An 18,667-nucleotide genomic window follows, 5' to 3' on the forward strand; every position below is an offset into this window, starting at 1 on the left:
GCCGCCCTCCAGCAGGCCGTGGCCGAGGCCGCCCGCTGACCTGCTGACGACCGGCTGAGAGACGAGTACGGCCGCGCCGCACGCCGCCTTAGCTCAGCTGGTAGAGCTCCCGTCTTGTAAACGGAAGGTCGTCGGTTCGAACCCGACAGGCGGCTCTCGTCTCGGAGGTCTCCTCGGAGGTCCCCCAGAGGTCTCCGTCAGAGCGGCTCGCCCGGCCGCGTGACCGGGTCGGTCACCGGGTCCGTCGGGGCCGCGGACGCGGGGCCCGGCTCCGGGCCGGGGATCGGCTCTGAGGCGGCCTCCGCGCCGGCGTCGGGGGAAGCCGCCGGGCGGCTCACCGACTCCTCGGACTTCTTGCCCACCCAGCGCGACGCCTCGGCGCCGAGGAGAGCCAGCGCGGCCCCCACGCCCAGCGCCCCGCCGAGGATCTTGCTGGAGGGGCGGTCCTCCGACGAGTACTCCACCGCCCGCTGGTCGGCACGCTCGCGGACGCTCTCGCTCCACCGGGCGGCCCGGGCGGCCCCGGACGCGACCCGGGGTGCGCCCTTGCTCTCCCACGCGGGCCGCGCCTTGCTCATCCCCTCGTCCGCGGCCTTGCGGATCTTCTCCGCGACCCTGTCGGCGGTGCTCGGACGCTGCTGATCGCTCATGGTGGCTCCCTGGTCGACGCCGTTCCCCACCAGGCTAGTGCGGGGGCTGGCGGCAGGAGCGGTGGAGGCGCGCTGCGCTAGGTTGGGGGCGCCGACCCCACGCGACGGAGGCCCCACGATGACGTCCCGCCACACCCGCCCTCACCGCTCGTCGTACCGTGCGATGCGTCTGCTGCGGCTCGGGCCCCTGCTGATCCTGCTGTCCCAGCTCGAGCCGCTGCGCCCGGCTGCGGCCGTGCTGTGGCTGGCGGCGCTCGTCACGATGCTCGTGACGGTCTCCGTCGCCACGCGGGAGCGCTACGCGCCCGCACCGGTCCCGGTCCGCGGCGACGGCGCCCGGCGGCCGGGCGCCTGACCCGGAGACGACGCAGGCCCGCTCCCCGTGCAGGGAGCGGGCCTGCGTGCGTGTCAGGCGTGCGGCCAGCTCGTCGGCTCCGGCCACTTCGGGGCCCGCCCGTCGCCGCTGGAGGTGCCACGGATGCGGCGCTGGACCCAGGGCACCACGTGCACCTTGGCCCACTCGGCGTCGGCCTTGGCCTTGTCCACGAAGGGCAGCGGCGGAGCCGGGTCGAGCGGCACGTCGAAGTCGGCGTCGTCGGGCTCCAGGCCGAGGCCCACGAGCGCACCGTTCATCACGCGGCGGTGCCCCTCCGGGGTGAGGTGGAGGCGGTCGTCGGCCCACAGCCGCAGGTCGCCGAGGCAGCGCATGCCCCACAGGTCGAGCACGTACGCGCCGTGCCGGCGCGCGATCGACCAGATGTTCGTGTTGAAGACGCCCACGCGGCCCCGCGTGAAGCTCAGCGCCCCGCCTGCCTTGAAGCCGGCGGCGAGCAGCACGTCGGCGCCGGTGGCGCGCACCCGCACGACGGCGTCCTCGAGCGCCTCGGAGATCAGGTCGACGTCGGCGTTCGGGCGCAGGATGTCGTTGCCGCCGCCGACCAGTGAGACGAGGTCAGGCTGTGCGGCCAGGGCCACGGGGAGCTGCTCGGCGATGATCGGCCGCAGCTGGCGCCCGCGGATCGCGAGGTTCGCGTACTCCAGGGGCGTCTGGCCCGCTGCGACGCGGCGGGCCGACAGGGTCTCGGCCAGCCGGTCCGTCCAGCCGCGCTGCACGGCGTCGGACTCGACGCCCTCCGGCGCGGGGGTGCCGTCCGGCGAGGGGTACGGGTCCCACAGGCCCTCGGAGAACGAGTCGCCGACGGCGACGTAGCGCGACCACCGGACCGGGTGCGGGTGCTCCTGGTGGGCGGCCGCTGCCGCCGACGCGTGGTCCGGGACGACGGCGGTGGGCTCGGAGGTGCTCGGGGGCGCGGGCTGCTGGTCCGGCTCGGTGGGGGTCACCCGGCCATTGTGCCCCCGGCCACCCGCGGTCAGGGCAGGCGCCAGTCCACGGGCTGCCCGCCCTGCGCCTCCAGCAGGGCGTTGACGCGGGAGAACGGCTTGGAGCCGAAGAAGCCGCGGTAGGCCGACAGCGGGCTGGGGTGCGGGCTCTCCACGTACGGGACCTGCCCGAGCCACGGCTTGAGGGAGGAGGCGTCGCGGCCCCACAGGATCGCCACGAGGGGGCCGCCGCGCGCCACGAGCGCCTTGATGGCCGCCTCCGTCACAGCCTCCCAGCCCTTGCCGCGGTGGGAGGCGGGCTTGCCCGGCTGGACGGTCAGCACCCGGTTGAGCAGCATGACGCCCTGGTCGGCCCAGGGGCGCAGGTCGCCGTTCGACGGCGGCGGAGCGCCGACGTCGTCCATCAGCTCGGTGTAGATGTTCGCCAGGGACTTGGGCACCGGCCGCACGTGCGGCTGCACCGAGAACGACAACCCCATGGGGTGACCTGGGGTCGGGTACGGGTCCTGTCCCACGACGAGCACGCGCACCTGGTCGAACGGCCGCTTGAACGCGTGCAGCACGTCCTCGCCCGCCGGCAGGTAGGGGCGACCCGCCGCGAGCTCCGCCCGGAGGAAGTCGCCCATCCGGTGGATCAGCGGCTCCACGTCGGCCAGCGCGGCCGCCCAGCCCGGGTCGATCACCTCGGCCAGGGGGCGGCGGCCCTGCGTCGGGCCCTGCGCCGGGGTCTGCGCCGGGCCCTGCGTCGGGCTCTCGGCGGGCTGGGGCGCGGTCGGTGCGGTCGGCTCGGTCGTCGGCTCCACGACGGCGAGGCTACCGGCGTCGACGGGTGAAAAGGGCGGCCACCCGGCACGGGACGGCGGCGAATGACACCGTTGTGGTTCGCGCCGTACCCTGGGGGCATGAGCGAGGCCATGGTGCACCAGGCGACGGAGGCTCCGGCCGACGCCGCGGCCGGGCTGTCGGAGCGCGACCGGGAGATCCTGGCCTTCGAGCGGCAGTGGTGGAAGTACGCCGGTGCCAAGGAGCAGGCCGTCCGCGAGCTGTTCGACATGTCGGCCACCCGCTACTACCAGGTGCTCAACGCGCTGATCGACTCGCCCGCGGCGCTCGCGGCGGACCCGATGCTGGTCAAGCGCCTGCGGCGGATGCGAGCCACCCGCCAGCGGGCGCGCTCGGCCCGCAGGCTGTCCGACGACAGGGCCTGACCGCCTCCCCTCGGACGGTCGGGGAGCGGCTACCCTGTCGGGCGTGAGCAAGAGCCAGTACCCGTACCCGCCCGACGAGTTCGACGTCCGCGGGCCGGATGACGCCCCGGTGGGCGTGCACCGCTCCCCGCGCAGCGGGTGGAGCAACGCCTGGCCCTTCCTCCTGGTCGCGGTCGTCTTCGCAGGCATCGCGATCGGCGCGGTGTCCCTGCTCTCCGACGACGGCGGCTCCGCTCCCGTGGCCGAGGGCGAGGTCACCCAGACGGCCCCGGCCGAGGGTGACGCGGTCGACCCGGGCGCCGAGGGCGATGCCGGCGAGGGTGCCGAGGAGCCTCCGGCCGAGGGTGGCACCGAGCTGCCCGAGGGCGAGGAGCCCCCGGCGGACGGCGAGGGCGCCGAGCCCGGGCAGGACATCCAGGCCCTGGTCGCTGCGGGCAGCACCAGCGCGCAGATCCGGGTGCTCAACGACAAGGGGCCGAGCGGCGAGGCCGCCAAGGGGAGCGAGGCGCTCGCCGCCTACGGCTTCACGAACCTCGAGGCCACCAACTACCCGGCCGGCGGTTCCGGCACCTCCGACACGGTGGTCTGGTACAACGAGGGCCGCAGCGACACGGCGGCCGCGGTGGCCGCCATCCTCGGCATCCCGAGCGAGAACGTGAGCCAGCAGAACGTGCGCAACGGCGACGTGGTCGTGGTGATCAACGGTCCGCTGACCCCCGTGCAGTGACCTGCCCGGGCCGCCGGCCGGCGTCGGCCCGTTGCCGAACCCCCAGGTCAGCGCGACGTGAGGGACGGTTCACGCTTTCCTCGTGTGACCGCGGCCACTAGGCTCGCCTCACTCCCGGACGGCGAGCGTCCTGGAGCTGGGAAGTACGAGGAGAAGTTTTCATGGCCCAGGGCACCGTCAAGTGGTTCAACTCGGAGAAGGGGTACGGGTTCATCACCCCTGCTTCCGGCGGTCAGGACCTGTTCGTCCACTACAGCGCCATCCAGACCGACGGCTACCGCACCCTCGAGGAGGGGCAGCAGGTCGAGTTCGAGCTGGGCCAGGGCCAGAAGGGCCCGCAGGCCGAGCAGGTCCGCCCCCTGTAAGGCCGGGCGCCCCGGACGGGCCGGTGCCTGCGGCGTGCTGCCGCGGGCACCGGCCCGTCGTCGTCCGGGGCGACGGTTCTGCCACCGGCGGAGCGTCTTGCACTCTCGTTGGGCGAGTGCCAATAATGGCGTTAGCACTCTCCGGGTCCGAGTGACAGCCCGCCGGCCGCGAGGCCGGGGCGGCTCGCCGCGGAGGGTGGAGTACAACGGCCGACAGGTGAGGCCCGCGTCCGGGACGTGACATGAACGCCCGGTCGCGAGCCGTCCGTCGCGGGCGCCTCGCCGGCCACGACAAAGCCATCCAGCGGAGGACAAGTCCCCATGGCCAAGATCATCGCGTTCGACGAGGAAGCTCGTCGAGGCATGGAGCGCGGGCTCAACGCCCTCGCCGACACCGTCAAGGTGACCCTCGGCCCCAAGGGCCGCAACGTCGTGCTCGACAAGAAGTGGGGCGCCCCCACGATCACCAACGACGGTGTCTCCATCGCCAAGGAGATCGAGCTCGAGGACCCGTACGAGAAGATCGGTGCCGAGCTCGTCAAGGAGGTCGCCAAGAAGACCGACGACGTCGCGGGTGACGGCACCACCACCGCCACCGTGCTCGCCCAGGCCCTGGTCAAGGAGGGCCTGCGCGTCGTCGCCGCCGGTGCCAACCCGATCGCCGTCAAGCGCGGCATCGAGAAGGCCACCGAGGCCGTGACCGAGCAGCTGCTCAACGCGGCCAAGGAGATCGAGACCAAGGACGAGATCGCCGCCACGGCCGCCATCTCCGCCGGCGACCCGGCCATCGGCGAGCTCATCGCCGAGGCCCTCGACAAGGTCGGCAAGGAGGGCGTGATCACGGTCGAGGAGTCGAACACCTTCGGCCTGGAGCTCGAGCTCACCGAGGGCATGCGCTTCGACAAGGGCTTCCTCGCCCGCTACTTCGAGACGGACCCGGAGCGCCAGGAGGCCGTCCTCGAGGACCCGTACGTCCTGCTCGTCGAGTCGAAGATCTCGAACGTCAAGGACATGCTGCCCATCCTCGACCAGGTGATGAAGCAGGGCCGCTCGCTCCTGATCATCGCCGAGGACGTCGAGGGCGAGGCCCTGGCGACCCTGGTGCTGAACAAGATCCGCGGCACCTTCAAGTCCGTCGCCGTCAAGGCCCCGGGCTTCGGCGACCGCCGCAAGGCCATGCTGCAGGACATCGCGATCCTCACCGGCGGCCAGGTCATCACCGAGACGGTGGGCCTCAAGCTGGAGAACGCGACGCTCGACCTGCTCGGCCAGGCCCGCAAGGTCGTCGTCACCAAGGACGAGACCACGATCGTCGAGGGTGCCGGCGACGCCGACCTCATCGCCGGCCGCGTCAACCAGATCCGCAGCGAGATCGAGAAGTCGGACTCCGACTACGACCGCGAGAAGCTGCAGGAGCGCCTCGCCAAGCTGGCCGGCGGCGTCGCCGTCATCAAGGCCGGCGCGGCCACCGAGGTGGAGCTCAAGGAGCGCAAGCACCGCATCGAGGACGCCGTCCGCAACGCGAAGGCCGCCGTCGAGGAGGGCATCGTCGCCGGTGGTGGCGTGGCCCTCATCCAGGCCGGTGCCGCCGCGTTCGAGAAGCTCGAGCTCGAGGGTGACGAGGCCACGGGCGCCCAGATCGTCCAGGCCGCCATCTCGGCCCCGCTCAAGCAGATCGCGATCAACGCCGGTCTCGAGGGCGGCGTCGTGGCGGAGAAGGTCAAGAACCTCCCGGCCGGCCAGGGCCTCAACGCCGCCACCGGCGTGTACGAGGACCTGCTCGCCGCGGGCGTCAACGACCCGGTCAAGGTGACCCGCTCGGCGCTGCAGAACGCCGCGTCGATCGCCGCGCTGTTCCTCACCACCGAGGCCGTCGTGGCCGACAAGCCGGAGAAGACCCCGGCTGCGCCCGCCGGTGACGGTGGCATGGGCGGCATGGACTTCTGATCCACGCCCGCTGAACGACGGAAGGCCCGTCTCCCCTCGGGGAGACGGGCCTTCCCTCTCTCTGACGCGGGGGTCAGCGGGTGGTGAACAGGCGGCTGGCCTGGGCCTCGGCGTCGGCGTAGGTGCGGGCCGCGGACGCGAGCGCCGCCTGGACGGAGTCGAGCGCCTGCTCCACCTGCACCTGCGCCGACTGCCACTGGGTCATGACCCCGGTGAACGCGGAGGCCGCACCACCGTGCCAGCTCGACTGCAGGTCCTGCAGATGGCGCATCATGGCGCCCACCTCGCCCCGGATGTTGGTGACCGATCCGCTGACCGCGGCGCTCGCCTGAGCCACCCGGTCGCTGTCGACGTCGTACCGCATGTCGTCCCCTTCGCGCGGGCGCTGCCCGCCGTCGTGACCCGGACGGTCCGGGCGACGACGACGCTAGGGCCGGCGGGCCTGCCGGCGCAGGCTTCCTCCACAGGCTGTGGATCCCGCGACGGCGGAGGTGCGGGTGCCGGTCAGCGGGGCGCGGCGGCCTCTGCCACGGCGTCGGAGCCCTCCGGCTCCTCCTCCGGCGGCAGGCAGCGCTGCTCCTTGAGCAGCCGCGCCAGCTCCGCCTCCATGTTCTGGCGGGCCGGGTTCTCCCAGGCCGCGCCCATGGGGCTCCAGAACAGGCGCTGGCGCTGCAGCAGCCGTTCGAGGATCCGGACGCGTGCCCGCAGGAAGTCGCGGGTGGGGATGTGCGAGTACTCCGAGCGCACCGCCGCCGCGTACTCCTTGTAACGCTGCGGCTCGGCGGCGAGCACCGACAGGTCGGCGTCGTTGAGCACCTGGCTGTCCGTGTCGCGCGGGTCCGGCGAGTGCGTCAGCAGGGAGTCCACCAGCGCCGCCACCCGGTCCACGTTGCGCTCCGGCATCCCCAGCTCGGTGAGCTCCTTGCGGGCCAGCTCGGCGCTGGCGGTGGTCTGCTCGCCGCCCTTGAGGTCGTACGTCGTCTTGCGGTCGGAGGAGAACACGGCGCCGTGGTACCAGGCCGCCAGGCGCACCAGGTCGGGCTCGTGCGTCTCCTGCGAGAGCTCGTCCACACGGTGCAGCACCGTGGCGAGGTGCTTGAGGTTGTGGAAGTGGCGGTCCGGTGCGGACCAGCGAGCGACGAGCTCGTCACCGAGGTCGGCGATCTCCCGGGCGGGAGCGGTCGCTCCCGCGCCCTGAGCGGCCCGGGAGAACGAGGAGCAGAACCACTGCGGTGCGTCAGTCCAGTTGACGCCCATGGCTATCAGACCTTCGGTCGGTGACTACGGCGTTGTCCTCGTCACCAGCGTATTACTCCCGGGTGCGCCCGTGGGGAGGCGTTACCCGGTCGTGACGGGGCGGTGCCCGCACGCCCGGGAGGGGCTCACGGCACCGGCCGCGGGGGTGACGACGACGGGCCATCGTAGCCATGCTCGGGACCCGGTGCGTCACTCGCTTCCACGCCCTGGGGTGCGAGGGGCAGCCGGACACGCACCGTGAGGCCGCCGCCGGGCGTGGTGCGGGTGTCCACGGCCCCGCCGTGCGCCCCCACGATGGCGGCCACGATGGCCAGGCCCAGACCGGACCCGCCCGAGCCGCGGTTGCGGGAGGAGTCCGCCCGGTAGAACCGCTCGAACATCCGCTGCGCCTGCTCCGGCGTCACACCCGGCCCGTGGTCGCGCACCTCGACGACGGCGGTCGGCCCCGCGAGCGGGTCCAGCACCTGCCCGAGCGCCACCTCGGCCGGGGTCCCCGCGGGCGTGTGCCGCGCCACGTTGCCCACGAGGTTGGTGAGCACCTGGCGCAGGCGGTCGCCGTCGCCGGTGACCACCAGCGACGCCGGTGTGCCGGCGCAGGGCGCCCCCGCGCCGTCGGGCCCCGGCGGAGGAGCGAGCGGGACGACCGTCACCGTGCGGGACGGGTCGAGGGCGCGCAGGTCCTGCACGGCGTCGTCGGCCAGCCGCACCAGCTCGACCGGGTCGTGCCGCAAGGGGCGACCCTCGTCCATGCGGGCGAGGTCGAGCAGGTCGTTGACCAGCGCGCCCATGCGGCGCGCGGCGTCCTCGATACGGCCCATGGTGTCGGCCACCTTGGCGTCGTCGTCCAGGGCGCCCATGCGGTACAGCTCCCCGTAGCCGCGGATCGTCGCCAGAGGGGTGCGCAGCTCGTGGCTGGCGTCCGAGACGAAGCGCCGCATCCGCTGCTCGGACTCCGCCCGGGCGGCGAACGCCTGCTCGATCTGGGCGAGCATCGCGTTGAGCGACGTCGCCAGCGAACCCACCTCGGTCGACGGCGGGGCCGCGGGCACACGGCGGGCCAGGTCGCCCGCGGCGATCGCTGCCGCCGTCGTCTCGATCTGCCGCAGCGGGCGCAAGGAACGGTGCACGAGCAGCCACGCCACGCCCGCACCCAGGAAGATGATGCCGATCCCCGTGGCGGACAGGGTCACCGCCAGGAGGTTCGACGCCTCGTGCACGCGCGTCAGCGGCAGCGCCACGAACGCCACCGCCGGGGTCTGCCGCGGCTCGACGGCCACGTTCACCGCCACCACCCGCCACTGCGTCGGGTGGCTGCCTCCGTTCGAGCCCACGGTGAACGGGACGCCCTGGCGCTCGTCCACCTCGTCCTGCGTCATGGGCGGCACGCTCGGCTCGCCGTAGAGACGCACCGTCGGGTCCCACGTCAGCCGCTGCGACCCGCCCGAGGCGTCCCGCAGCAGCACGTAGTAGTCGCTCGGCCCCGAACCGGAGCCCCCGATCGCCAGGTTGAGCGCACGAGCGCTCGACGCCGTGCGGTCCAGCTGCTCGTCGACCTGCTTGACCAGGTAGCGCGAGACGATCGTCTGCGTCGTCAACGCGGTCACGCCCAGGCCGATCGCCAGCAGCAGCGCGATGATCGTCACCAGGCGGGCGCGCAGGGGCACCGTGTGCAGCCACGCGACGGTCCGGGACACCACCCGGCCGACGGGTCCCGGAGGCGCGGGCGACCGGTCGTCGGTCACGTCAGGCGCGCACCTGCTGCGGGGCGCGCAAGAGGTAGCCGATGCCGCGCTTGGTGTGGATCAGCGGCGGCAGCGGCTGCTCCTGGCCGTCCGGCCCGGGCACCTTGAGCGCGTCGATCTTGCGGCGCAGGTAGGAGATGTACGACTCGACGATGTTGGCGTCGCCGCCCCAGTCGTACTGCCACACGTGGTCGAGGATCTGCGCCTTGGACAGCACCCGGCCAGAGTTGAGCATGAGGTAGCGCAGCAGCTTGAACTCGGTGGGGGACAGCTCCACCTCGACGCCGGCCCGGCGCACCTCGTGGCTGTCCTCGTCGAGCTCCAGGTCGCCCACGCGCAGCACCGCGTCGTCCTCCGGCTGGCCGGCGTGCGTGCGGCGCAGCACCGCCCGGATGCGGGCCACGACCTCCTCCAGGCTGAACGGCTTGGTGACGTAGTCGTCGCCGCCCACCGTGAGGCCCTGCACCTTGTCCTGCGTGTCGTCCTTGGCCGTGAGGAACAGCACCGGGGTGTGCCGGCCGGTCTCGCGCATGCGACGAGTCACCGTGAAGCCGTCCATGTCAGGCAGCATGACGTCGAGCACCACCAGGTCGGGCTCGAGGTCGCGCACCAGCTGGAGGGCGCCCGCACCGTCACCGGCAGCGTGGACCTCGAAGCCCGCGAAGCGCAGGGACGTGGACAGCAGCTCGCGGATGTTGGGCTCGTCGTCCACGACGACGAGCCGCGCCTCCGGGGTGGTGGTGCTCGACATGGATCCAGTGTGCGACCGGTCGCTGGGCGCTGCCTGGGAGAAGACCTGGGGAGAACCTGGGCGTGGCGCGGACCGGTGCTCCGGCCCGCCCGGACGTCACAGGTAGCGCAGCGGGTCGAACTCCTCGAGCGGGATGATCCGCACGCGGGGCAGCATCGTGGTGAACGCGTCCGCGTCACCCTCGAGGTCGAACGTCTCCATGCCGCGCGTCGTGAGCTCGGCGAACCGCGCGTTGACGAACTCGCGGAACGCGAGCAGGCCCACCCTGCGGCCGTCGCCCAGCAGCGCCTCCATCTGCGGCAGGAAGTCGCCGTCGTGGCTGGCGAGCAGCACGTCGCCGTCGCGGTCGGCCAGCGCCTCCAGGGTGCGCTGGATACCGACGTCCACCACCTTCTCCGTCCCGGACCCCGCCAGCGGGATGGGGCGGTACCCCATCGCCAGCAGCGCCTGCACGAACGGCATCGGCATCTGGCCGGACGACGCGTTGAGGAAGAACAGCGGGACGACGTCCTGCCCCCACACCTTGTGGGCGAAGGAGGTGATGCGGTCCCAGCGGGGGCGCTCGTCCGGGTTGGGGCGCCGGCCCAGCACGTTCATGCCCAGGGTGGCGTCGATGTTCTCGCCGTCGACCAGGAGGTACGTCTTGCGACCCCCGGGCCCGTCGGTGGCGGGCGGGGTGGCGGCGAAGGACTGCGACATGGCCCTCAGCGTAGTTGCGAAGCGGCCCGCGTGGTGGGCGGGACCTGCGTCCCGTCTCCGCGGGCCCTCCGGCCCGGTGTGCGAGCCCCCTGCGGGTGTCACCACCTGGGGGCTTGCCACGGGCGCCGGGGACGCGAGTACCTTGTTCGTTCGTGACCGACATCCTCGAGCGACCGGGCATCGCCGTCCCGACGGACGAGAACCTCGGCGGCACGCCCCGCATCACCGTCCTGCAGCACTCTCCCGACGTGCCTCTCGGGCTGCTGGCGTCCTCGCTGGGCGGCGGCGTCCGCGTCGTCCGCCTGGACCGCGGCGAGCCCGTGCCCGCGCTCGACGCGGTGGGAGCCGGCCTCGTCGTGCTCGGCGGGCCCATGACGGCGTACGACGACGAGGTCGCGCCGTGGCTGCCCGCCACGCGCGACCTGCTCGCCGCCGCGGCCCGGGGCGGGGTGCCGACCCTCGCGATCTGCCTCGGCGCGCAGCTGCTCGCCGTCGCCGGCGGGGGAGCCGTCCAGGTCGCCGCGCCCCCCGGGCGGGAGGCCGGCGTCATCGAGGTGCACTGGCGCGACGCCGCCCGGACCGACCCCGTGCTGGGCGCCGTCGTCGCCGAGCTCCCCGGGCCGGCGCACGCCGTCAGCATGCACGCCGACGCGGTCTGCGACCTGCCCTCGGACGCCGTCTGGCTGGGGTGGTCGCACACCTACCCGTACCAGGCGTTCCGCCTCGGCTCCGCCCTCGGCATCCAGTTCCACCCCGAGGCCGGCAAGTCGATCGCCCTGGGCTGGGCCCGGGAGCACGACGACGTCGACTCCGCGGCGGTGGACGCGCAGATGAACGCCCACGCGGCGGAGCTGGCGCGGCTCGTCATCACGCTGGGCGGCGCCTTCGCCGCCCAGGTGGACGCGTACGCCGCGCGCTGAGCCCACCTGGACTCCTGACACGGCAGCGCCCCGGACCTGTGCGGTCCGGGGCGCTGCGGCGTCGCAGAGGTCAGTAGCTCGACTCGGGCTCCGTGACCGACGTCGGCGAGATCTGCGGGGCCGGCGTGCTGCCCTGCTTGAGCGCCGCGAGGCGTGCCTCCAGCTCGATGTCGGCGTCCGAGGCCGCCAGCTCGGCGAACTGGGCGTCGAGCGACGAGGCCGCCACCTCGGCCTGCCCGATCGCCATCGCCTCCTCGCGGCGCACCGCGTCCTCGAAGCGGGCCAGCTCGCTGGTCGGGTCCAGCACGTTGATGGAGCTGATCGCCGTCTGCACCGTGCGCTGCGCCTGGGCCGACTTCTGCCGGGCCACGAGCTGGTCGCGGCGGCTCTTGAGATCGCCCAGCTTGTCCTTCATCGCGGCGAGGCCGTTCTTCAGCTTCTCCACCGTGACGCGCTGCTGCTCGATCATCGGCTGGGCCTGCTTGACCTCTGCCTCGGCGTCGAGCTGCTTGCGCAGCGCCACACGCGCCAGCTGGTCGAACTTGTCGGCGTTCGCCGTGTCGCCCGCGGCGCGGTACTCGTCCGCCTTGCGCGAGGCCGCCACGGCCTTGCCGCCCCACTCACGGACCGCGGCGACGTCCTCGTTGTAGTCCTGCTCCGCCAGGCGCAGGTTCCCGATCGTCTGGGCGATGGCCTGCTCGGCCTCGGCGATGTTGTTCGTGTAGTCGCGCACCAGCTGGTCCAGCATCTTCTGCGGGTCCTCGGCGCGGTCGATGAGCGCGTTGACGTTGGCCTTCGTGAGCTGGGCGATGCGCCCGAGGATGCTCTGCTTCTGCGTCATGGGTGGTGCCTTCCTCGTCCTCGATCAGGTGGTCCCGGAGGGACCAACGCTCGACGTGCCGCTCCCGGTTCCGGGAAGCCGGGAAGCCAGGGGCGCCGTGCGGGCCGGAGGTGCGGGCCGCACTAGAACCTGCCGCCGCGGGCGCTGCGCCCGCCCCCGCCACCGCGGCCCGCCGGGCGGCCCCCGCCGAACCCGGCACCGCCGAACCCGCCACCGACCCGGCCGCCGGGCCTGCCCGACGACCTGCCGGATCGCCCGTACGTGCTGCCGCCGAACCCGCCGCGACCGCCGCCGGAGCGCAGGATCGAGTCGAGCAGGATGCCGCCCAGCACCATGCCACCCACGTCGCCGCCACCCTGCTGCTGGCCCCAGCCCGCGACGTCCTGCTGCGCGGCGCGGGCCGCCGCCTGCGCGTACCGCTCCGCCTGCTGGGCGCGGGCCAGCGCAGCGGGCGGGTCCGCCGGGTGCAACGAGCGCGCCTCGCCCAGCAGCCGTGTCGCCTCTGCCAGGCGGGTGCGGGCCTCAGGCCCGACGGCGCGACGGCGCGTGGCCACGAAGTCCTCCGTCGCCCGCACCTGCGACTCGACCCGACCCACCGTGTCCCGCAGCAGGGCCGTCGCCCGGGCGTCGGCCTCCGCCTTGGCGCGCGCCGGCTCCAGCGCCTTGTCGAGGGCCGCCTCCGCCGCCGTGAGCCGCGCCAGCGCCGCCAGCGGGTCACCGCCGTCCCGCGCCGCGCGCGCCTCCTCGACGGCGGCGCGAGCCTCCGCCTCGGCCGGAGCGACGCTCGCGTCGCCCGCGGCGCTCACCAGGGGCGCCAGGCGGGCGGCGTCCGCGATGTCCTGCGTGATCGAGGCGATGCCGCGCTCCAGCCGCGGCCCCGCCTCCGCAAGGTCCTGCCCGGCACGATCGACGGCGTCCAGCAGCGTCACCGCCTGCCCGAGCGCGTTCTGCGCGCCCCGGGCGTGCGCCACCGCCGTGCCCCGGTCCCTCTTCGCGAGAGCGGCACGGCCCTGCTCCACCGCCGAACGAGCACCGTCCACCAAGGACGCCGCCTGGTCCGGGTTCGCCGACACCGACGCCAGCGCCGAGGCCGGGTACGTGCTCGACAACGTGGCGAGCGCCTGCCGGGAGACGTCGATCCGCGCGGCGATCTCGTCGGCCCGCTGCAGCGTCTCGTCCAGCACCTGCGGGGCCCGCTCCGCGATCTTGCGCAGGTCGTCGAACGCGGCCGTCTGCTCGTCCAGGGCGTCCGCCGCGCCGTCGCACAGCGTGACGATCCGCGTCAGCAGCTCCCGGCGCTGCGGCTCCGCCTCCTGCGTGGAGTCGTCCAGGTGCTGCCGCAGCGCGAACGCCTGCCGCACGTCCTCCCGGGCCTGCGCCAGCGCCCGCTCGAACGCCGTCGTCGCCTCCAGGCCGAACTCGGCCTGCGCGAACCCCAGCTCCTGCTCCGACGTCCGCAGCGCGTCGTCGATCGCCACCAGGGCGCTGCTCGCCCGCCGGTCCAGGTCCTGCGTGGGCAGCCCCGCCAGCTCGTCCGCCGACGACGCCGGGACGCCCCGCTCCTGGCGGCGCCGACGCCACCACAACCAGCCGCCCACGCCACCGGCCACCACGACGGCGCCCCCGCTCAGCGCGAGCGGCGAGACCTCAGGGCCGGAAGACGACGCCAGCGCAGCCCGCGTCGCGTCCGCAGCGACCACCGCCGCCGACCCCCAGTCGGCGTCATCGGCAGGCGCGTCCCCCACCGCCCGCAACCGATCGGCCACGGCGTCCTGGATCACGTCGACGTCCCGCTCCGACAGGTCACCACCGCTGACGTACGACAACCCGAACAGCCGCTCCGCCGGAGCGACCGCCAGCAGCAGGTCCTGCGCCCCCAGCCGGGCGTTGTTCGCGGTCGCGTTCGCCCAGCTCTCGCCGTCCATGTTCTCGAAGTCGTCCACGTACACGACGAACAGCTGGTACCTCGTCTCGTCCGCGAGCCGGTCCAGCGCCGCCCGCACCTGCGCCTCGTCGTCCCCCAGCACGCCCGCACGGTCCGTGATCGCGCCGTCCAGCGTCGTCAGCGGGGGCTCCGCACGCGCCACGCTCAGCAGCCCCGCAGCCGCTCCACCAGGCACGACGGCGGGAGCCACCGCCAGGGCAGCGCCCGTGAGGACGACGGCGGCGGTGGCGGCGAGACGGGCGGGCACGCGGGAGCGCACGTCCGGGAGGGGGCGGGTCACGTCCCGATGGTCGCCCGCTGCCTGCGGGGATGCAATCGCAGGCGGGGCCCGGCGTGTCACGGCCCTCGCGCCGGCCGGCGAGACCGCTCACGGGCCGGCCCTCCGTCCCGGAGCACCGGGCCGGGCCGTGAGCGGCGGAGGTCAGCCGCCCACCACGTCCGTGGTGACCGCCAGAGCCCGGCCGGCCTCGACGTCGGACCTGAGGCTCTGGAGGCGGGCCTCCGCGAAGCCGAGCGAGTCCGAGCCGAGGACCTGGTGCAGCGGTGCGCCTCCCGTGGTGGCGACGGTGATGATCGCGGCGGCAGCCTTCGCCGGGTCACCGAGCTGGGTGCCCGGCATCGCCTGGTGGGCCTCGGTCATCTCCCGGATCGCGGGGTAGGCGTCGCTCGTGGCGCTCGGCAGGCCGAGCGACTGCGGCCGCAGGAAGTCGGTCCGCATGTATCCCGGCTCGATCAGCGTGACACGGATGCCGTGGCCGGCCACCTCCGCGGCCAACGACTCGGTGAGGCCCTCCAGCGCGTACTTGCCGGCGCAGTACAGGCCCCAGCCGGGAAAGGACGTCAGCCCGAGGATCGACGAGACGTTGACGACGTGCCCGCTGCCCGCCTCCCGGAAGCCGGGCAGCACCGCGCGCAGCACGTTCCAGACGCCGAAGACCTGGACGTCGAACATGGCTCGCGCCTCCGCGTCCGTGACCTCCTCCACGGCGGCGAGGAAGCCGTAGCCGGCGTTGTTGACGACGACGTCGAGGCCGCCGAAGCGCTCCGTGGCCGCGGCGACGGCGTCGCGCACCTGCCGCTCGTCGGCCAGGTCCAGCTCCAGCGGGAGCAACCTGGCCGTGTCGACACCGTCGAGCGCCGCGGTGAGGCGCTCGACCGACCGGGTGGTGGCGGCGACCGCGTCACCCCGCTCGAGGAGCTGCGTGACGAGCTCGAGGCCGAGACCGCGTGAGGCCCCCGTGACGAACCACGTCGCCGGGCCGGTGGTGGGGTGGGTCATGTGCTCCTCCTGGAACGTGTACCTGGATCGTGTGCCGGCGGTCGATCGCGCCGTGGATCCAGCGTCACGCCTCAGCCAGGCCACCGGGGGCCCACAACCGGCCCGGCTCGTCCTGGGCGCAGCAACCTAGGACTCGGCGGGCCAGGTCCCACCCGCACCCGGTCTGCCAGCATGGGAAGCATGCCCACGCCGCACGAGGAGATCGCCGACTACCTGCGGCGTGCACGCGCCGCGGCGGACCCCCGGCGCGCCGGGCTGCCCGCCGACGGCCGGGTACGGCGCGTCCCCGGCCTGCGGCGCGAGGAGGTCGCGCTCCTCGCGGGCGTCTCGACCGACTACTACACCCGGCTCGAGCAGGGCCGCCGGATCGTGCCGTCCGTGCAGGTGCTCGACGCGATCGTGCGGGCCCTCGACCTCGACGAGGCCGGACGGACCCACCTGCACGACCTCGTCGCAGCCGTAGGCCGGCCGCGCCCCCGAGCACGCACCACCGTCCAGCGGGTCCGGCCCGGCCTCCACCAGCTCCTCGAGTCGCTCCACACCCAGCCGGCGATGATCCTCGGGCGCCGCACCGACGTGCTGGCCGCCAACCGGATGGCACGGGCCCTGTTCGCGGACTTCCCACGGATGGCTCCCCGAGAGCGCAGCTACGCCCGCTGGATGCTCCTGGCCGACGAGGCACGCGACCTCTTCCTCGACTGGGAGCTGCAGGCACGCAACGCCGTCGAGGCCCTGCGCCTGGACGCGGGGAAGACCCCCGACGACCCCGAGACGCAGCAGCTCGTCGGCGAGCTCTCCCTCGCCAGCCCCGAGTTCCGCCGCTGGTGGTCCGAGCACCAGGTCCACCAGCGCAGCCACGGCACCAAACGGCTGCGGCACCCCGTCGTCGGGGAGCTCGCCGTCGACTTCGAGACGCTCACCCTCCCCGGGGACGCCGAGCAGACCCTGTACGTCTACACGGCCGCCGCAGGCTCCCCCTCGCAGCAGTCGCTGGACCTGCTGGCGAGCTGGGCGCACCCGACGAGCGGCCTCGCCTCGGGCTCCGACGGCCCGCGGCGCACGACGACGGGCTGAGGGGGCTCACTTCACGACGCCCAGGTCCTCTGGGTCCGTGGGTCGGACCTGGGCTGTGTTCCGTGACGGGCGGGTGCCTCGCTGCGCTCGGCCCCCACCCTTCACTTCACGACGCCCAGGTCCTCCGCGTCCACGATGCGGTAGGCGTACCCCTGCTCCGCCAGGAACCGCTGCCGGTGCGCCGCGAAGTCCTGGTCCACCGTGTCGCGCGCGACGACGGCGTAGAAGTGCGCCGTGCGGCCGTCGGCCTTGGGCCGCATCACACGGCCCAGACGCTGCGCCTCCTCCTGCCGGGAGCCGAACGACCCCGACACCTGGATCGCCACCGACGCCTCCGGCAGGTCGATCGAGAAGTTCGCCACCTTGGACACCACCAGCCGCGTCACCTCGCCGGAGCGGAACGCGTCGAACAGGCGCTGGCGCTCGCGGACCGTCGTCGCCCCCGTGATGAGCGGGGCGTCCAGGTGCTCGCTGAGCTCCTCGAGCTGGTCCAGGTACTGACCGATCACCAGCACCTGGTCGTCCGGGTGCTGCGCCACGATCTGCTCCACCACCCGGTTCTTGCCCGCAGCGGTGGCCGCCAGCCGGTACTTGTCCTCCGGCTCGGCCGTCGCGTACACCATGCGGTCGTGCTCCGGCAGGGTGAGGCGCACCTCCACGCAGTCCGCCGGGGCGATGTAGCCCTGCGCCTCGATGTCCTTCCACGGGGCGTCGTACCGCTTGGGGCCGATGAGGGAGAACACCTCGTCCTCACGCCCGTCCTCGCGCACCAGGGTGGCGGTCAGGCCGAGCCGGCGGCGGGCCTGCAGGTCCGCCGTCATGCGGAAGATCGGTGCGGGCAGCAGGTGCACCTCGTCGTACACGACCAGGCCCCAGTCGCGAGCGTCGAGCAGCTCCAGGTGGCTGTACACGCCCTTCCGCTTGGTGGTGAGCACCTGGTAGGTGGCGATGGTGACGGGCTTGATCTCCTTGCGGGTGCCCGAGTACTCGCCGATCTCGTCCTCGGTGAGCGTGGTGCGGCGCACCAGCTCGTCCTTCCACTGCCGTGCGGAGACGGTGTTGGTGACGAGGATGAGCGTCGTCGTGCCGCTCTTGGCCATGGCACCCGCGCCCACGATGGTCTTGCCGGCACCGCAGGGGAGGACGACGACGCCGGACCCGCCGTGCCAGAACCCGTCCACCGCCTGCGCCTGGTAGGGGCGCATCTCCCACGGCTTGGGGGCCTCGTCCGGTGTGCGCGGCGCGGCGACGGGGGACAGCGCGATGGGGTGCTTCTCGCCGTCCACGTATCCGGCCAGGTCCTCCGCGGGCCAGCCGAGCTTGACGAGCACCTGCTTGAGGTGGCCGCGCTCGGAGGGGTGCACCACGACCGTCTCGTCGTCGACGCGCTCGCCCACGAGGCCCGCGGTCCGCTTCGACTTGAGCACCTCGGCGAGCACGGCCTTGTCGGTGGCCTGCAGCACCAGGCCGTGCGTCGGGTGGGAGGTCAGCGTGAGCCGCCCGTACCGCGACATGGTCTCGGCCACGTCCACCAGGAGCGCGTGCGGCACCGGGTACCGGGAGAACTCGATGAGGGTGTCGACCACCTGCTCGGCGTCGTGCCCGGCCGCGCGCGCGTTCCACAGGCCCAGGTTGGTCAGCCGGTAGGTGTGCACGTGCTCGGGGGCGCGCTCCAGCTCGGCGAACGGGGCGATCGCCCGGCGGGCCTCGTCGGCACGCGGGTGGTCGACCTCCAGCAGGAGCGACTTGTCGCTCTGGACGATGAGCGGGCCGTCGGCCAATGCGGTTCCTTCCGTCGGGGTACCAGGATGCCCAACACGGCGTGGCCCTCGGGTGTTCCGCGCTGCGACGGATGGGAGCAGGCGCGGCGCGGGCTTGTCGGGCCTCGGTCGGAGCGCATGGCGGGAAGGCGTCATCGTCA

The 18,667-nt window shown here is 73.6% G+C and carries 19 protein-coding genes and 1 tRNA gene; 8 read left to right on the forward strand and 12 right to left on the reverse strand.

Annotation, left to right across the window (positions count from 1 at the left end; genetic code table 11):
* The first annotated feature begins 82 nt into the window (after positions 1-82).
* Positions 83-155, forward strand: a tRNA-Thr gene (locus DNL40_RS03860).
* A 42-nt stretch (positions 156-197) separates the two neighbouring features.
* Here the strand turns inward: DNL40_RS03860 and DNL40_RS03865 are convergent.
* Complete coding sequence (locus DNL40_RS03865) at positions 198-650, reverse strand: hypothetical protein (protein WP_111249944.1); 453 nt, start codon at positions 648-650, stop codon at positions 198-200.
* Between the two features lie 163 nt (positions 651-813).
* Between DNL40_RS03865 and DNL40_RS03870 the strand changes: the two genes are divergently transcribed.
* Positions 814-1,005 (forward strand): hypothetical protein, encoded by a 192-nt coding sequence (locus DNL40_RS03870; RefSeq protein WP_146252008.1) that lies wholly within the window; start codon positions 814-816, stop codon positions 1,003-1,005.
* Positions 1,006-1,058: 53 nt separating this feature from the next.
* Here DNL40_RS03870 and DNL40_RS03875 read toward each other — a convergent pair whose 3' ends face one another.
* Both DNL40_RS03875 and DNL40_RS03880 read right to left on the reverse strand, forming a co-directional pair.
* Entirely contained in the window at positions 1,059-1,991 is a 933-nt protein-coding gene (locus tag DNL40_RS03875; RefSeq protein ID WP_111249946.1) for an SGNH/GDSL hydrolase family protein, read from the reverse strand.
* A 29-nt stretch (positions 1,992-2,020) separates the two neighbouring features.
* The gene (locus DNL40_RS03880) at positions 2,021-2,683 is read right to left on the reverse strand and encodes a uracil-DNA glycosylase (RefSeq protein ID WP_111250238.1); all 663 of its coding nucleotides are present in this window, start codon (positions 2,681-2,683) and stop codon (positions 2,021-2,023) included.
* Positions 2,684-2,893: 210 nt separating this feature from the next.
* Between DNL40_RS03880 and napA the strand changes: the two genes are divergently transcribed.
* From napA to groL, 4 genes are all read left to right on the forward strand, one after another.
* Entirely contained in the window at positions 2,894-3,199 is a 306-nt protein-coding gene (gene napA, locus DNL40_RS03890; protein ID WP_111249947.1) for a nucleoid-associated protein NapA, read from the forward strand.
* Positions 3,200-3,242: 43 nt separating this feature from the next.
* Positions 3,243-3,926, forward strand: a complete 684-nt coding sequence (locus DNL40_RS03895) for a LytR C-terminal domain-containing protein (protein WP_111249948.1) — start codon at positions 3,243-3,245, stop codon at positions 3,924-3,926.
* 161 nt (positions 3,927-4,087) lie between these two features.
* Positions 4,088-4,291 (forward strand): cold-shock protein, encoded by a 204-nt coding sequence (locus DNL40_RS03900; protein WP_111249949.1) that lies wholly within the window; start codon positions 4,088-4,090, stop codon positions 4,289-4,291.
* A 321-nt stretch (positions 4,292-4,612) separates the two neighbouring features.
* Positions 4,613-6,238, forward strand: a complete 1,626-nt coding sequence (groL, locus tag DNL40_RS03905) for a chaperonin GroEL (protein ID WP_111249950.1) — start codon at positions 4,613-4,615, stop codon at positions 6,236-6,238.
* A gap of 73 nt (positions 6,239-6,311) precedes the next feature.
* On the opposite strand, the gene DNL40_RS03910 is transcribed toward groL, so the two are convergent.
* The 5 genes from DNL40_RS03910 to DNL40_RS03930 all read right to left on the reverse strand — a co-directional run bounded on the left by DNL40_RS03910 (position 6,312) and on the right by DNL40_RS03930 (position 10,687).
* Positions 6,312-6,602, reverse strand: coding sequence for a WXG100 family type VII secretion target (locus tag DNL40_RS03910; protein ID WP_111249951.1), 291 nt, complete (start codon positions 6,600-6,602; stop codon positions 6,312-6,314).
* Between the two features lie 140 nt (positions 6,603-6,742).
* Positions 6,743-7,495, reverse strand: a complete 753-nt coding sequence (locus DNL40_RS03915; protein ID WP_111249952.1) for an HD domain-containing protein — start codon at positions 7,493-7,495, stop codon at positions 6,743-6,745.
* Positions 7,496-7,620: 125 nt separating this feature from the next.
* A complete protein-coding gene (locus DNL40_RS03920; RefSeq protein WP_111249953.1) occupies positions 7,621-9,237 on the reverse strand; it encodes a sensor histidine kinase in 1,617 nt (538 codons plus the stop codon).
* A 1-nt stretch (position 9,238) separates the two neighbouring features.
* Entirely contained in the window at positions 9,239-9,988 is a 750-nt protein-coding gene (locus tag DNL40_RS03925) for a response regulator transcription factor (RefSeq protein ID WP_111249954.1), read from the reverse strand.
* A 96-nt stretch (positions 9,989-10,084) separates the two neighbouring features.
* A complete protein-coding gene (locus tag DNL40_RS03930; protein WP_111249955.1) occupies positions 10,085-10,687 on the reverse strand; it encodes an NYN domain-containing protein in 603 nt (200 codons plus the stop codon).
* 152 nt (positions 10,688-10,839) lie between these two features.
* Here DNL40_RS03930 and DNL40_RS03935 point away from each other — a divergent pair, with 152 nt between their 5' ends.
* Positions 10,840-11,607: a type 1 glutamine amidotransferase gene (locus DNL40_RS03935; protein WP_245885646.1), complete on the forward strand. Its 768-nt coding sequence runs from the start codon at positions 10,840-10,842 to the stop codon at positions 11,605-11,607.
* Between the two features lie 70 nt (positions 11,608-11,677).
* Here DNL40_RS03935 and DNL40_RS03940 read toward each other — a convergent pair whose 3' ends face one another.
* The 3 genes from DNL40_RS03940 to DNL40_RS03950 all read right to left on the reverse strand — a co-directional run bounded on the left by DNL40_RS03940 (position 11,678) and on the right by DNL40_RS03950 (position 15,672).
* Complete coding sequence (locus DNL40_RS03940; RefSeq protein ID WP_111249956.1) at positions 11,678-12,448, reverse strand: PspA/IM30 family protein; 771 nt, start codon at positions 12,446-12,448, stop codon at positions 11,678-11,680.
* Positions 12,449-12,570: 122 nt separating this feature from the next.
* The gene (locus tag DNL40_RS03945) at positions 12,571-14,673 is read right to left on the reverse strand and encodes a TPM domain-containing protein (protein WP_179950929.1); all 2,103 of its coding nucleotides are present in this window, start codon (positions 14,671-14,673) and stop codon (positions 12,571-12,573) included.
* Between the two features lie 141 nt (positions 14,674-14,814).
* Positions 14,815-15,672 (reverse strand): SDR family NAD(P)-dependent oxidoreductase, encoded by an 858-nt coding sequence (locus DNL40_RS03950; protein ID WP_111249957.1) that lies wholly within the window; start codon positions 15,670-15,672, stop codon positions 14,815-14,817.
* Positions 15,673-15,852: 180 nt separating this feature from the next.
* Between DNL40_RS03950 and DNL40_RS03955 the strand changes: the two genes are divergently transcribed.
* On the forward strand, positions 15,853-16,746 hold the full coding sequence (locus DNL40_RS03955; protein ID WP_111249958.1) for a helix-turn-helix domain-containing protein: 894 nt from the start codon (positions 15,853-15,855) through the stop codon (positions 16,744-16,746).
* A 101-nt stretch (positions 16,747-16,847) separates the two neighbouring features.
* Here DNL40_RS03955 and DNL40_RS03960 read toward each other — a convergent pair whose 3' ends face one another.
* Positions 16,848-18,527, reverse strand: a complete 1,680-nt coding sequence (locus tag DNL40_RS03960) for a DNA repair helicase XPB (protein WP_111249959.1) — start codon at positions 18,525-18,527, stop codon at positions 16,848-16,850.
* Positions 18,528-18,667: the final 140 nt, after the last annotated feature.

Origin of the sequence: Xylanimonas oleitrophica, assembly GCF_003244315.1 — a bacterium.
Lineage (GTDB): Bacteria > Actinomycetota > Actinomycetes > Actinomycetales > Cellulomonadaceae > Xylanimonas_A > Xylanimonas_A oleitrophica.